This is a genomic window from Paenarthrobacter sp. NPDC090522 (assembly GCF_044769225.1).
Taxonomy (GTDB): Bacteria; Actinomycetota; Actinomycetes; order Actinomycetales; family Micrococcaceae; genus Arthrobacter.
This window is the reverse complement of sequence record NZ_JBIVXL010000022.1, coordinates 24,277-37,525: the sequence shown is the minus strand read 5'-3', so window position 1 is coordinate 37,525 and position 13,249 is coordinate 24,277. Positions and strand designations below refer to the sequence as shown.

The 13,249-nt window shown below is 63.4% G+C and carries 15 protein-coding genes; 5 read left to right on the top strand and 10 right to left on the bottom strand.

Annotated elements, in window-relative coordinates:
• Positions 1-104: 104 nt before the first annotated feature.
• On the bottom strand, positions 105-1,529 hold the full coding sequence (mtr, locus tag ACIQT2_RS20965; protein ID WP_402950412.1) for a mycothione reductase: 1,425 nt from the start codon (positions 1,527-1,529) through the stop codon (positions 105-107).
• A gap of 128 nt (positions 1,530-1,657) precedes the next feature.
• Between mtr and ACIQT2_RS20960 the strand changes: the two genes are divergently transcribed.
• From ACIQT2_RS20960 to ACIQT2_RS20945, 4 genes are all read left to right on the top strand, one after another.
• A complete protein-coding gene (locus ACIQT2_RS20960; RefSeq protein ID WP_402950410.1) occupies positions 1,658-2,224 on the top strand; it encodes a pyridoxamine 5'-phosphate oxidase family protein in 567 nt (188 codons plus the stop codon).
• Positions 2,225-2,314: 90 nt separating this feature from the next.
• The gene (locus ACIQT2_RS20955; RefSeq protein WP_402950408.1) at positions 2,315-2,719 is read left to right on the top strand and encodes a VOC family protein; all 405 of its coding nucleotides are present in this window, start codon (positions 2,315-2,317) and stop codon (positions 2,717-2,719) included.
• Entirely contained in the window at positions 2,716-2,994 is a 279-nt protein-coding gene (locus ACIQT2_RS20950) for a winged helix-turn-helix transcriptional regulator (RefSeq protein WP_402950405.1), read from the top strand. Before ACIQT2_RS20955 ends, ACIQT2_RS20950 begins: the two co-directional genes overlap by 4 nt.
• A gap of 38 nt (positions 2,995-3,032) precedes the next feature.
• On the top strand, positions 3,033-3,560 hold the full coding sequence (locus tag ACIQT2_RS20945; RefSeq protein WP_402950403.1) for a DUF427 domain-containing protein: 528 nt from the start codon (positions 3,033-3,035) through the stop codon (positions 3,558-3,560).
• Here ACIQT2_RS20945 and ACIQT2_RS20940 read toward each other — a convergent pair.
• From ACIQT2_RS20940 to ACIQT2_RS20930, 3 genes are all read right to left on the bottom strand, one after another.
• On the bottom strand, positions 3,549-4,463 hold the full coding sequence (locus ACIQT2_RS20940) for a LysR substrate-binding domain-containing protein (RefSeq protein WP_402950400.1): 915 nt from the start codon (positions 4,461-4,463) through the stop codon (positions 3,549-3,551). The two genes, ACIQT2_RS20945 and ACIQT2_RS20940, sit on opposite strands and share 12 nt — an antisense overlap.
• A gap of 31 nt (positions 4,464-4,494) precedes the next feature.
• Positions 4,495-5,244, bottom strand: coding sequence for an SDR family oxidoreductase (locus ACIQT2_RS20935; RefSeq protein WP_402950397.1), 750 nt, complete (start codon positions 5,242-5,244; stop codon positions 4,495-4,497).
• Positions 5,245-5,318: 74 nt separating this feature from the next.
• Positions 5,319-6,716 (bottom strand): MFS transporter, encoded by a 1,398-nt coding sequence (locus ACIQT2_RS20930; protein ID WP_402950394.1) that lies wholly within the window; start codon positions 6,714-6,716, stop codon positions 5,319-5,321.
• 381 nt (positions 6,717-7,097) lie between these two features.
• Between ACIQT2_RS20930 and ACIQT2_RS20925 the strand changes: the two genes are divergently transcribed.
• A complete protein-coding gene (locus ACIQT2_RS20925; protein WP_402950392.1) occupies positions 7,098-7,307 on the top strand; it encodes a hypothetical protein in 210 nt (69 codons plus the stop codon).
• A 15-nt stretch (positions 7,308-7,322) separates the two neighbouring features.
• Here ACIQT2_RS20925 and ACIQT2_RS20920 read toward each other — a convergent pair whose 3' ends face one another.
• The 6 genes from ACIQT2_RS20920 to ACIQT2_RS20895 form a co-directional block, all read right to left on the bottom strand.
• Positions 7,323-8,642 (bottom strand): MFS transporter, encoded by a 1,320-nt coding sequence (locus ACIQT2_RS20920; protein WP_400336566.1) that lies wholly within the window; start codon positions 8,640-8,642, stop codon positions 7,323-7,325.
• 222 nt (positions 8,643-8,864) lie between these two features.
• Positions 8,865-9,905, bottom strand: coding sequence for an L-idonate 5-dehydrogenase (locus tag ACIQT2_RS20915; RefSeq protein WP_402950390.1), 1,041 nt, complete (start codon positions 9,903-9,905; stop codon positions 8,865-8,867).
• A gap of 25 nt (positions 9,906-9,930) precedes the next feature.
• Positions 9,931-10,713 (bottom strand): SDR family NAD(P)-dependent oxidoreductase, encoded by a 783-nt coding sequence (locus ACIQT2_RS20910; protein ID WP_402950387.1) that lies wholly within the window; start codon positions 10,711-10,713, stop codon positions 9,931-9,933.
• A complete protein-coding gene (locus ACIQT2_RS20905) occupies positions 10,706-11,494 on the bottom strand; it encodes an SDR family NAD(P)-dependent oxidoreductase (RefSeq protein WP_402950385.1) in 789 nt (262 codons plus the stop codon). The genes ACIQT2_RS20910 and ACIQT2_RS20905 overlap by 8 nt, the downstream gene beginning before the upstream one ends.
• Before the next feature lie 13 nt (positions 11,495-11,507).
• Positions 11,508-12,431: a sugar phosphate isomerase/epimerase family protein gene (locus ACIQT2_RS20900; protein ID WP_402950382.1), complete on the bottom strand. Its 924-nt coding sequence runs from the start codon at positions 12,429-12,431 to the stop codon at positions 11,508-11,510.
• Positions 12,424-13,212 carry an SDR family NAD(P)-dependent oxidoreductase gene (locus tag ACIQT2_RS20895; RefSeq protein WP_400336571.1) on the bottom strand — a complete coding sequence of 263 codons (789 nt, stop codon included), beginning with the start codon at positions 13,210-13,212 and terminating at the stop codon, positions 12,424-12,426. The genes ACIQT2_RS20900 and ACIQT2_RS20895 overlap by 8 nt, the downstream gene beginning before the upstream one ends.
• Between the last annotated feature and the right edge of the window lie 37 nt (positions 13,213-13,249).

Sequence of the window (13,249 nt, the reverse complement as noted above, 5' to 3'; positions counted from 1 at the left end):
GCAGAAGGTGCCCGGGCATACCAGCCCGGGCACCTTCCACTTTTAAGATCCGGCTAAGATCCGGTTCGCCGGGGGACAAGTACTCTGCGCCGCCCGGTGATCTTCTAGTCGTGGTCGGTGCTGTCGAATTCGAGGCCGAGCAGGGCGTTTTCCGTCACCTCGGGCAGTGCGGGGTGTATCCAGTATTGCTTGGTGGCGAAGTCGCGGACGTCCAGGTCAAAGGCCAGCACCGTGATCATTTGCTGTATCAGGGTGGATGCCTGCGGGCCCATGTAGTGGGCACCGAGGAGTTTTCCAGTCTCATGGTCCGCGATGAGCTTACAGATCCCGGTGGTGTCTTCCAGGGCCCAGCCGTAGGCGACGTCTCCATAATCCTGCACTTTTACGGTGACCTTGTGGCCGCGTTCGCGGGCCTGGTGCTCGGTCATGCCCACGGTGGCTATCTGGGGGTGGGTGAATGTGGCTGCGGGGACGTGCTGGTGCGGCATCCGCTGAAGATCGTGGGGGTTCAGCAGGTTGTGGCGTACAGCGCGCATTTCGGCATTGGCGACGTGTTTGAGCATGTAGGGGGAGGACACGTCTCCGAGGGCCCAGACACCAGCGGCGGTGGTCGACCTGCCGTATTCATCAACCTCGATGCGCCCTCCCTCCGTCATCGCGATCCCGGCGGATGGCAGGTCCAGCAGGTCGCCGTTGGGGATGCGCCCGGTGGCTACCAGCAGTACTTCCCCCGTCGCGGAGGTCCCGTCGTCGAGCCTGACCGTAACCCCTTGGGCTGTCTGCTCGGCGTCCACCACGGTTCGGGCTGACCGGATGTCGAAGCGTTGTGCCGCCAGGGTGTTGAACCGGTCGTGGAGGTCGTGGTCGAGGTGGCGCAGGAGCGTCGAACGGGGGATAACCGTGACGTCGGTTCCGAGAGCGTCGAAGACGTGGGCGAACTCCATGGCGATGTAGCCTCCGCCGATGATCACCACGGACTTGGGCTGCTCGGGCAGCCGCATGATGTCCTCATTGGTGTAGTACCGCACGCCCGAGGCGGCGATGGCCTCAGGGATGGAGGGGCGGGAACCGGCGGCGATGACGATCTGATCACCTGAGATGGTCTTTTGGTGCTTGCCTTGGCCGGTGCGGACCGTGCGTTCTCCAACGAAAACAGCATGCTGGTCGTAGACGTCGATGTTCGGGGTCTGCGGGCCTCGGCGGTACTCCTCACCTGAGTCGGCGATGGGGTCGATGCGGTTCCCGAAGATACGGTTAACCAGACCCGGCCAATCGACAGAGCTCACTGTGGCTTCCAATCCCAGTCGTCCCGACTCAGCAATTTCACGTGCCGTGTCTGCGGTATGGACGTACATCTTGGACGGGATGCAGCCGGCATTGAGGCAGGTGCCGCCGAAGGAGCCTTCCTCGATGATCGCGATCGACTGGTCGTCGAACCCGGGTCCGGGGATGGAATTCCCGGACCCCGTGCCGATGATGATCAGGTCGTAGTGTCGATCCACGGCGATGCCGCTGGCAACAGTGTGCATAGGGGTCCTCACTCTCTCCAGTGTTGTTCACCCACAGGATTCCAAAGTCCGACGCCGTTACAGCAGCTGGCTGCCCGGTCCAGATTGGCTGTCGTTCCAAGGGGCCAGGCAATTGCGAGAATAGCAGGATGGGTGCAGCTAAAGAGATTCTTGAACACCTTCTGACGTGCTTGGAAGATGCCACGAAGGGGCGCACCGGGTTCACGTTGGGCTTTCTTGGCACTGTTGGTCTGGATGGCGGACCACGAGTCCGGGCTGTCATCCTCCGCGCCGTCGATCGGGAGGCCGGGCGGATCATGATCGCAACCAACTCATCGTCTGGGAAGGTCTCCGAGATGGATCGGGTTCCCCAGGTCGCGTTGACGATGTACGACGACCACCGTGGGGTCCAGTTGCGGGTCACAGGCACGGCGAGGATCATCGAGGACTCGGATGAGCGTGCCCGTGCTTGGCGCCACTTCGCCCCTCACAGCCGGCACCTGTACGCTTCGCCACTGATCCCGGGGAGTCCTCTGATGGACGTCGAAGATCTGGCAGGGGAGACGTCCGATGAGGCGGCGGCATTCGACAGATTCGCCTGGGTGGGTCTGGAAATGGACCATCTGGACTGGCTCGATTTCTCTGGGAGCGGGCAGGTTCGATGGGAGTTCGACCTGGTCAACGGAGCTTGGCATGGCCAGGAGGTTGTACCCTGACCGACGGGTGCTTGACGGCGAGGATGGTTGCTGCGGGGTGCAAAGCCGCAGGGCCTTGACGCCGCACTTGCATTTTGCAAGTATGGCCGCATGAGCCTATTCATCACCTGCCCAGTTGAGAACGTCGAGAGCTCCACCGCCTTTTACACCGCCCTCGGATGGACCCTGAACGCCGAGATGTCCGATCACAATGTGTCCTGCTTCGCGATCGCTCCCGAGCAATACGTCATGCTCGGCAGCCGCGAGATGTATGCGAGCGTCGGTGGCTCCGAAGAGCTGATCGGCGGGCCCGACACCCCCTCGAAGGTCACGGTCTCGTTCGACCTCGGCAGCCGCGAGGCGGTTGACGAACTCACCGAACGCGCCGGTGCTGCCGGCGGGCGGATCGGTGACACCGACGACTACCCCTTCATGTACCAGCGCCAGTTCGACGATCCCGATGGTTACCACTACTCACCGTTCTGGATGAAGCCGGACGCTGATCCGACCGCGTGAGCAACCTCGCCGCTGCCCTCGACATCGTCGGAGCGCGGTGGGCCCTCCTGATCGTGGAACGGCTGCTCGACGGGCCACAGCGGTACGGCGACCTGCAGCGTGACCTCGGGATTCCCACCAACATACTCGCCACCCGGCTCCGCGAGCTCGAGACCGCGGGCGTGCTGTCGCGGCTGCCCCTGCGGCACAACACCCGGGCCTACGCGTTGACCGATCGCGGGCTCGCTTTGAGCGAGGCCATCGCCGCCCTGGCACGCTGGGGCAGCGGGGAATGACATGACGTGGATTGCTTCGTCAGTGGGATCATGGACCCATGGTTTCCGCTCAACGATTTTTCGCCGGCAGGCCCCGCCCGCGACCCATCAAGCCCGGACCCGGCCAGGAATCCGTGTGGGACTACCCCCGGCCGCCCAGGGTCGAGAACCGGAAGGAACGGATTGAGGTCCATCTGGGCGGGCAGGTCATCGTGGACACCACCGATGCTGTGCGCGTCTTGGAAACCAGCCATCCGCCGGTCTACTACGTGCCGTTGGATGCGTTTCCGGCCGGTGTCCTGGTCCCCGTTGATGGCGCGAGTTTCTGTGAGTTCAAGGGGCGGGCGGACTACTTCGACGTGGTGGCCGGCGGCATCAGCGTCCCTCGCGGTGGCTGGACCTACCAGGAACCGAAACCGGGCTTCGAGGCGCTAAGGGGCCGGGTGGCACTTTATCCGCAACACATGAAGCACTGCCGTGTGAATGGCGAGCAGGTGACTTTCCAAGAAGGCGGCTTTTACGGCGGTTGGATCACCCGTCAGATCGTTGGGCCTTTCAAGGGAGGCCCGGGCACTTCAGGATGGTGAGACCCCGGCGTCCAGGATGATCTGCCTGATGGTCTCGATGACTACCTCGGCGGCTGCCGATTGTGGACCGTCGTCGGACGTCGCCAGGGCGAAGGCAGCCGACAGTCCCGGGTCGGTAATGCGCCGGATCGTGAACTGATCATCGGAAAACATGGCGACGGCGGCCGGCTCAGGCAGCACGGTAACGCCAAGGCCCAACTGGACGGCTTCCCGCAACGAGTGGCCGTGATCCATCTCAATGGCAACTGTCAGTTCCATGCCCAGGCTGCTGAAGGCCTGTTCAACCAGGCCGCGGAGGGTGTGCGTGGGGCTGGGAAGCATGAAGTCCAGGTTGCCGAGGGAGCTCACGGCGACCGAAGTGTCGGTGCTGTCCGGCAGTTCGAAGTCAGCGGGAGTGACGAGTACCAGGGCGTCAGTGGAGATGCGTTCGAACCTGACGCCTTTGACCGGTCCGGGATCGTAGATCAGCGCCGCGTCCACCAAGCCCATCCTGATGGCCTGGCTGTGGATGACCGTGAGGGTTTCGACAACCCGGATGACGATGCGGGGAAACCGGGATCGGATGGCCTCCAGTATGGGAATGGTCAGGCTCGAAGACAGTGTGTAAGTGCCCAGGCCGATCGTCACGGTGCCCGTGGGGCTGGAACTCTCGGTGTTGATTTCCCGGCGCGCTTCATCTTCGAGCCTCAGGATGCCTTGGGCGTACCGGTACAGCGATTTCCCGGCCGCCGTCGGAATGACGCCGTTGCGGCTGCGCACCAGCAGACGCTGCTTGAACTCGGCTTCAAGGGCGTTGAGGTGCTGGCTGAGAGCGGGCTGCGCCAAATGAAGCGTTTCGGCGGCACGGGTAATCGTGCCGCTGTCCACGATCTTCACGAAATAGCGCAAGCGCCGCGTGTCCATTCGTTATTCCATCTCCGTGGTCTTGGAAGGGTCAGCGGCGGTCGAAGGTGAGTCCGCCGGGGACCTGGAAGGTGGGCATGAGTTCGAGCATGCCCACGTTGACGTGGCGCGGGGTTTCGATCGCGTAGTCCAGGGCGTTGACGATGTCGTCGGTGGTGAGGGATTCGTAGCCTTCGTAGTAGGTCTTCCACGCCTCTTCCATGGCCTCGGGGGAGCCGCCCATGTTCCGGCCGAAGATCTCCGTCTCCACCCGGCCCGGGCAGATCTCGGTGACGCGGATGCGTTTGCCCACGGTGTCGTTGCGCAGCTGGCGGGAGATCTGGTGCACGGCGGCCTTGGTGGCGTGGTAGACCGTGTGGCCGTAGAAGTTGTAGAGCCCGGCGATGGAGCTGATGTTGACCACGTGGCCCAGGTCCCGTTCCACCATGCCCGGCAGGACCAGGCGGGTGAGCTGGAGCAGCCCGCGCAGGTTCACGTCCACCAGTTCGTCAATGTCCTGTTCGGAGGAATCCAGGATGTTTCCGGGACGGGACACCCCGGCGCAGTTGACCAGCACGTCCACTTTGAGGTCCCCGACGGCGGCGGCCAGCGCTGCGGTGTCGGTCAGGTCCACCACGTGCGGGACAGCACCGGTGCGCTCGGCCAGTTCGGTCAGGCGTTCCTCGTTCCGGGCCACGGCGTGGACCGTGAGGCCGCGCTTGGCCAGGCGCTCAGCGATCGCGGCGCCCATACCGGTGGACGCACCCGTGACCAGGGCGGTGGTGTAATCGGAAAAAGACATGGGATCCTCCAAAAAGGTGGGAAAAGGGGCGGGCACCATCGCTTAGCGACAGCACCCGCCCTTCGATGTGACCGCTACTTCTCTGCGCCGGACTGGGCGGCGAGGTTGCGTGCGTCGCCGGCGGGCGTTGCCGCTGCGGCGGCTACGACAGCCTTTTCCTGCTCGCTCTGATGCAGGTCGTCGAGCTGTTCCAGCGTGTACTTGGTGGTTTCTTTGGCGGTAAGCGCCGATGCGCCAGCGATGATCATGAATCCAAGGGCGATGATGGACGGGCCAACCCAGCCCTTGAGATCCGGGCCGGCGAGGGCCGTCGAAAGAACCGGGCCGATGACGCCCGAGACAGCGAAGCCGATCTGGGTGCCAAGGGCGAGACCGGAGACGCGCAGTCGGTTGGGGAACATCTCGGAGAAGAAGGACGGCCAGGAGGCGTTCACCATCGAGTAGAAGAGCGAGTAGTTGATGATGCCGAAAATGAAGATCAGCGCCCAGTTGCCGGTAGTGATTGCCCAGAGGTAGGGCATCATCGTGATGCCTACGCCAACCGTTCCCAGGAGGAACATGGTCTTGCGGCCGATCTTGTCGACCAGGAAGCCGGCCAAGGGAGTGATGGCGAGGGCGACCACGGCCGAGACGGTGGTGGTCAGGAGCATGGTCGGTTTGTCCAGCCCGTATCCGGTGGTTCCGAAGGCAACCGAGAAGGTCTGCATCATGTAGCTGGTGCCGGCGATGATCGCGCAGAAAACGATCCGGAGAACGGCGCGCCAGTGGAAGCGCAGGAGGTGCTTGAGCGGAGACGAGTTCACGTTGCGCGACTGGTTCTTGACGAACTCCGGCGGCTCCTGGACATGGCGGCGGATCAGGAAGGCCACCACTACCACCAGCGCGGAGAGCCAGAACGGGATGCGCCAGCCCCAGGTCAGCAGCTGCTCTTTGGGCATGGCGGCGATCGGGATGAAGACCAGCAACGTCAAGAGCGTGCCGGTGGAGGCTCCCAGCGTGGTGAAGCTGGTGATGAACCCGCGACGGCGCTCAGAAGAGTGTTCCAGGCTCATGCTGATGGCACTGGCCTGCTCACCGGAAAGGCAGAGACCTTGGATGACGCGGATGAGTACCAGCAGGATCGGCGCGAGGGCTCCGACCTGCGCGAACGTCGGCAGGCAGCCGATCAGGAAGGTGCAACCGCCGATCCCGAACAGGGTGATCATCATGACAAACTTACGGCCGAAGCGGTCACCCATGGGACCCAGGATGAGGGAACCGAGGGGACGTACGGCGTAGCCGACAGCGAAGGTGACCATCGCAAGCAGCACGCTGATGCCCTGCGGCAGCTCAGGGGAGAAGAAGAGGACGTTGAAGATCAGCGCCGATGAGGTGCCGTACACGGCGAAGTCGTAGTACTCCAGCGTGGTTCCGATCCAGGCGGCGATTGCCGCCCTGGCCGGTGTCTTCTTAGGAAGAGTGGTATTTGTCATTTCGTCTCCATGGCGATGGGTGAGAAGCGGTCTTCCGGTTCTGTGCGAGCTGGGAAAGGGATCTCGAGTTATACGACCGGTAGGACCTGCTTGAGCTGTTATGCACGGGCGTTGTCTGTTCGTGCAGCTCTGCCGACTGGCCTCTGAGATCAAACTAATCCGTGAGGTGTGGGTCACACAAAGACAGCTTTTATGTCGCTACATAGCAATACGTTATGGATGTAGCCCACCCGGGATCAGCGCCATCATCCATAAGCAAGCGCTATCGGGGCATCCTGATTTTGTCTTACGCGACGATCGCTTGCGATGCCTAGCATTGAGCTGCCGGCCGATGTTCTTAGGCCACGGTAAACGCCTATTCTTCGGCGGGGGGAGCCTGATATGGACAACTTCAACAGGAACCACCAGGAACCCGGCGGATGCCGGGATTCGCTGGTGGCTTGTACTGGATCTCCCTGCCCTGCGAACGGCTGGTGGCAGCCTCATGAACCCCTTGCCGAGGCGACGTTCGTCTTCGAAGGCACCATCATGCCCTCGCACCACGATGCAAGCACCGAGTGGACCCTGGTGGAAGACGCGGACCGACTCTGAGCAGGAATAGATCTGCTACTTCGGCAACGGCACGAACGCCGTCTCGCGGATCCGCAGTGCGGTGATGCAGGCGATCGCCGAGGTCAGGACCAAGTATGCCGCAGGAACCCAGATGCTGCCTGTTACTCCGATGAGGAAGGCAATGAGCGCCGGGGCAGCCCCACCGAAGATGGCTGTACCGCAGTTGTAGCCAAAGCCGTAGGCCGCCGTACGGATGCGGGTGGGAAACAGTTCCGTCATGGCAGTCTGAACCACACCGAACGTGCCGGAGAAGATGATGGACATGATGATGGCACCGAGCAGCGCGAACACCACGGACCCCTGCGTGAGCAACAGGTAGCAGGGGAAGCCGCACAAAACCATCAGACCGGATGAACCTGCGAGCAGGGGCTTGCGGCCAAACCTGTCCGAGAGGCGGCCTGCAAGCAACGAGGTGCCGGCGCCCACCAGGAGCGCAGCTCCGGTGACCATCAAGCCCTCCACTGAGGAGAACTTCAGCTGCGAGGACATGAAGCTCGGCATGTAGATGAAGAGGACAAAGTAGCCGGAGCTGTTGAAGAGCGGCAGGACGATGGTCAGGAGCATCCCACGGCGGGCGTCACGGCTGGCGAAAGCCTCGCGGAGCGGGTTCCGCACTACCAGGCCGTCATCCTTGACCTTGTCGAATTCCGGGGATTCGCCTGCGCTAAGCCGCAGGAAGAGGGCTGCGATACCCAAGGGGAAGGCAATGAGGAACGGCACGCGCCATCCCCACTCCGTCATGGCCTGGGTGCCCAGCCCCGCGGTCAGGGCGGCCGCCAGGAGCGTTCCGCACATCATGGCAATGAACGTTGCCCCATTGGCGTAGCTCACCACTTGTCCGCGCTTGTTCTGCGGAGCGTTTTCGGCCAGGTAGGAGTTGCCGTTTCCTGTTTCGGCGCCCATGGAGAAGCCCTGGATGAAGCGCAGCAGCACCAGGAAGACGGGGGCTGCGAGGCCGATGGTGGCGGCACTGGGGAGAACGCCAATCAATCCGGTGGCCACGCTCATCATGGTCACCAGGACGATGAGGACCCGGCGCCGGCCGATCTTGTCACCCCAATAGCCGCCGATGGCTGCGCCGAGTGGACGTATGAAGAACGGGATGCCGAAAGCGACCAGGGCCAGGAGGGTTCCCGTGGCCGGGTCCGCCTGCGGAAAGAAGACCGGCGCAAGGATGCCTGCCAGGAATCCGTAGATGGCGTTGTCATAGAGTTCGACGAAGATTCCTGCCAGCCCTGCGAAGACGGACTTTTTGTTGATCGCCGATTGGTGGGTTGTGCTCAGGTCGTTGACCTGTGCTGCTGTCTGGGACATCAAGCCTCCTGAAGAGTTGGGCCAAAGTCCGGAGGCAGAATCTATTTTCTATATTTTCTGCGGGGACTTGGGGTCAATTCTGCGACGCAGGTCACAGGGGCCACCAGATGTTTGTAGATACCGGATTCCGATGCAAGCAAAGCAATCCTTTATGCAATTCACAGGGCACGCCGAAGGCACCCCAGTGCCCTGCGGCATGCCGGGGTGCCTTATCAGCGCCCGCTACTGGTCCGGATCGGCGCCAATCTTCAGGAGGACCTTGGAAGAGCGCGAAGAGTCTGCCGCGCACGCGAAGGCTTCCACCGCCTCGGAAAGCTCGAACACCTGCGATACGATCGCCGCCGCCCGCGGCTCAGCCGCCAAAAGGGACACGGCGGCATCCAGTTCCACGTCAAAACGTTGCGAGCCGAAGAACGTCAGCTCCTTGGCGATCAAACCTGCCAGGGGGACCGGCAGGGGACCCGCAGGCAGCATGCCCAACTGGAGCACAGCGCCGCCACGGCGGGCCGCGTCCAGGGCTGCCACGACGGATGGCACCACGCCCGCGCACTCCACAACGACGTCGAATCCTTCGTCCTGTGGCTTTTCGCCCGAACCCAGCCTGACGACGTCGTCCGCCCCTACCTCCCGGGCAACTTTCAGGGGAAAGTCCTGGATATCCGAAGCGGTGATCTTCGCCGCACCCGCCGCGCGCAGCGCCAGGATGGCCAGGTTGCCGATGGGGCCGGCACCGCTCACCAGGACGTTCGAGCCCTTGACCTTGTCGCCGAGGCGGGACACGCCGTGGATCGCGACGGCGAGCGGTTCGGCAAGGGCGGCCGTCCGCAGGGGGAGTTCGTCCGGGAGCCCCCGCAGTTGTTCGGGTGTGACTTCGATGAACCCTGCAAAGCCGCCTTGCGTGTGCGGACTCGTGGAGGCACTTCCCAAATAGCTGCCTCCCTGTATCAGGTTGAAACCGGCGCCATGGACACCGCCGGGCAAGGGGGTGGGGCGGGCGGGGTGGATCGCCACCCTGCTCCCAACGGGCAGGGCGCTGACGACGGCGGCACCCACCTGGTGCACGACGCCCACCACTTCGTGGCCGAGGGTCAGCGGTTCGGCGATGGTGTAGGCGCCGTTCCGGCCATCCTTTGCATAATGGAGATCGGAGCCGCAAATGCCTCCGTACACCACCCGCACCAGCACTCTGTCAGGGGCCAGGGATGGCTCGGGAAGGTTCTCTATCCTGAGATCGCCCGGGCCGTGTGCAACTACTGCATGCATGGTCTTGCCTTTCGAAAGTACTCGCTTATCGCGAGAGGTAGCCGCCATCGACCGGAAGGACGACGCCGTGAAGGTAGCGCGAAGCGTCGGACGCCAGGAACAGTGCCGCCCCGGCAATGTCCGCGGGCCGGCCCCAGCGCCCGGCGGGGATCCGCTCGCGGATCTGGCGTTCGCGGGTCTCGTCTGCCAGCAGGGCGGTGTTCATTTCCGTGGCGATGAACCCGGGAGCGATGGCATTGACGTTGACCCCGCGGGCAGCCCACTCATTGGCCACCGATTTGGTTAGTTGCCCAACGGCGCCCTTGGACGCCGCGTAGGCGGAAGCCGTGAAGCCTCCGAAGAAGGACAACATGGACGCCATGTTGATGATGGTTCCGGAGCCACGCTCGAGCATGGGCCGTCCAAAGAGCTGAATGAGTTCCGCCACTGTCCGGAGGTTCACCTGGAGTACCGTGTCCCAGTCGTCCAGGACGAATTCCTCGAAACCGTGGCGGATGTTGATTCCGGCATTATTCACCAGGATGTCCACGTGGTGGTGGCCAAGGATGTGGTTCGCTGCATGCGCCACACTCCCTGGGGAGGCCAGGTCCGCGGCCACGTGGGAGTAACGGGGATGGTCGATGCCACCGTCACGGCGCTGGATGCCTATGACCGTAGCCCCGTTGCCAAGGAACAGTTCGGCGATGGCCCTTCCAATACCCGAACTGGCACCCGTGATCACTGCGGTCTTTCCGGTGAGGTTAGCCTGGAAATCCGCGGTGGCGGCAGCTTGGAGTTCGTTTTCGACGGCGGCTGGCTGCTCAGGCAATGTGGGATCCTCCATTCACGTCGTAGGTGACGCCGGTGAGGTAGCCGGATTCCTCGCGCAACAGGAACTCGATGACGTGGGCAACGTCATCTACGGTGCCGATCCTGCCCACAGGCAGTTCCTGCAGGAGCATGGACTTGCGGTCATCACTGAGCCGGCCGCCCATGATGTCCGTGTCGATGGAGCCGGGGGAAACCGAGTTCGCCGTGATGCCGTGCTGTCCCAGTTCCCTGGCGAGGGTGCGTGCCATGCCGAGAAGGCCGGCCTTGGAAGCGGAGTAGGCGGCCCGCCCATAGACACCGCCGCCTCGTTGGGCGGACGCCGAAGAGATGTTCACGATGCGTCCTACGCTGTGGCGGGCCATGACTTTCGCGGCCTCCTGGGTGATGTGGAAGGTGCCGGTGAGGTTCACGTCGATGACGCGACGCCATTCCTCGTCCGAAACTTCCAGGAACGGGACCGGTGAGCTGATGCCGGCGTTGTTGACCAGTCCCACCAATTGCGGCAGCCCGGCGTCGACTCTTGCGACTGCATCCGCAACCGCGCTGCGGTCGCTGATATCGGCGCCGATACCGAGGGCAGGCACGCCGTAGGTCCCGGCGATCTCTTCCGCCACCGCCTGGCTTGCGGAGTGTTCGCGGTCCAGGACCGCAACGGCCCAGCCGTGACGGGCAAGGTGATGGGCCGTGGCCCGGCCGATGCCACGTTCGGACGCGGCGCCGGTGACGATTGCGGTGCGTTCCTTCGGAAACGCTGAGGCGGGGTAGGGGGCTAGTGACACGGTGGTCTCCTGTCTAGGAAAGGGTTGCGTGGGTGGGCAGAAGCGTGCGCAGGTAGCGGGCGTTCGTCGCTCCAACGCTGAGGCCGTCGCCGCCGTAGTGCTCCACGACGAAGGCGCCGGTGAAGCCGTGGGCGATCGCGTACTGGACGGCCTGGCGGTAGTTGACGGTTCCCAATTCGAGGGAAGTGGGATGCGTGAGGACAAGGTCCTTTGCCGGGTCCTCGAGCCGCGCGTAATTCTTCACGTGCCAGTAGTTGGCGTAGGGAAGAGTCCTGTCCAGGATGTACTCCCAAGGCTCAACCGGACCTTGCTGCCGGATGAGGTTTCCCACATCCGGGTTCAGGCCGACGGATGCGTGGCCGATGTCCTCAAGGAACGTGACGGCTTCGTCGGCGGAGCCCAGGTACGTATCCTCATAGAGCTCCAGGGATAGCCGGACGCCCGAGGACTCAGCGTGGGCAGCGAGTTCACGGTAGCGGCGGATGGCCAGGTCCCGAACCTCAGGGTCCTCCGGGCGTTGTGGTCCGGGAACGGTCCAGAACCAGGTTGCCGACTTTTGGGCCGGCAGCAATTCGTCGTGCAGGCCCAGGCACACGACGTCGATCCCCAGTTGGGCGGCCGCGTCGATGGTCCTGCGGGCGAACTCAAGGTTCTCCTTCCCGCGCACCGGATGGATCACGCTCTGCCTGACCACGGAGATGCCTGGCACGGAAAGCCCGGCATCGGCCAGGACGTTCCGGAAATCGGTGAGGCGGGCGTTGGACAAGTCTCCGAGGCGGAGCCATGAGGTGGAAACCTCGACGGCGGTGAAGCCGGCTTCCACTACTGGCTGAAGATGCTGACTCCATACCTCGGGGGTGGATTCCGAGACGGGCTCTCCGGCTGGGCCAACGCTTGGGAATTGCAGCATGGCAGCTGCGATGGTGTGGTCAGCCAATGCGGAGGCCTCCGTTGATGTTGTACGTGGATCCCGTGATGTAGCCGGCGTCCTCGCCAATGAGGAATTCGATGAGGGCAGCGACTTCAGTAGTGGTGCCAAGGCGTCCAACGGGAAGTTGGGCGAGGAACGCCGGTTTGCGCTCGTCCGTGATGGGGCCGCCCATAATGTCCGTGTCGATGATGGCCGGTGCGATGACGTTGACCGTCACCCCGTACTGTGCGGTTTCGAGGGCAATCGCCCGGCTGAAGGCTTCCACAGCGCCCTTCGAAGCTGCGTAGGATGACTTACTGAACGTCCCGCCTCCGTTTTGCATGGCCGTTGATCCCAGGTTGACCACGCGCCCGTAGCCGCGTTCGATCATGCCGGCCATGGCGCGCTGGGTGATGAGGAACGTGCCCGTGGCATTGACCCGCAGCACGCGTTCCCAGGTGGCAAGATCCAACTCCAGGAACGTCTTGGGCGAACTGATGCCGGCGATGTTGACCACGGCCTGGACTGGCGGCAGCTCTTCCTCGAAGATCCTGAAGGCCGAGTCGACGTCGGCTTCGTCCGAAATGTCGCACCCGGTGCCCGCGGCCTGCACGCCAAAGTCGGCTGACAGCTGTCCGGCGAGCTCCTTCACGGCGGGGCCGTCCACGTCGATGAGGCCAAGATTCCATCCGGCCGCTGCGAGGCGCGCAGCTGTCCGGGCTCCGATGCCCCGGCGTGAGCCGGCGCCGGTGATGACGGCAGTTCCACGCTGTGGGGACGTGGCCTTCGTTGGTGACGGTTCTGTCATGGTGTCTCGTTTCCCTTCATCAAGAATTAGATAATCT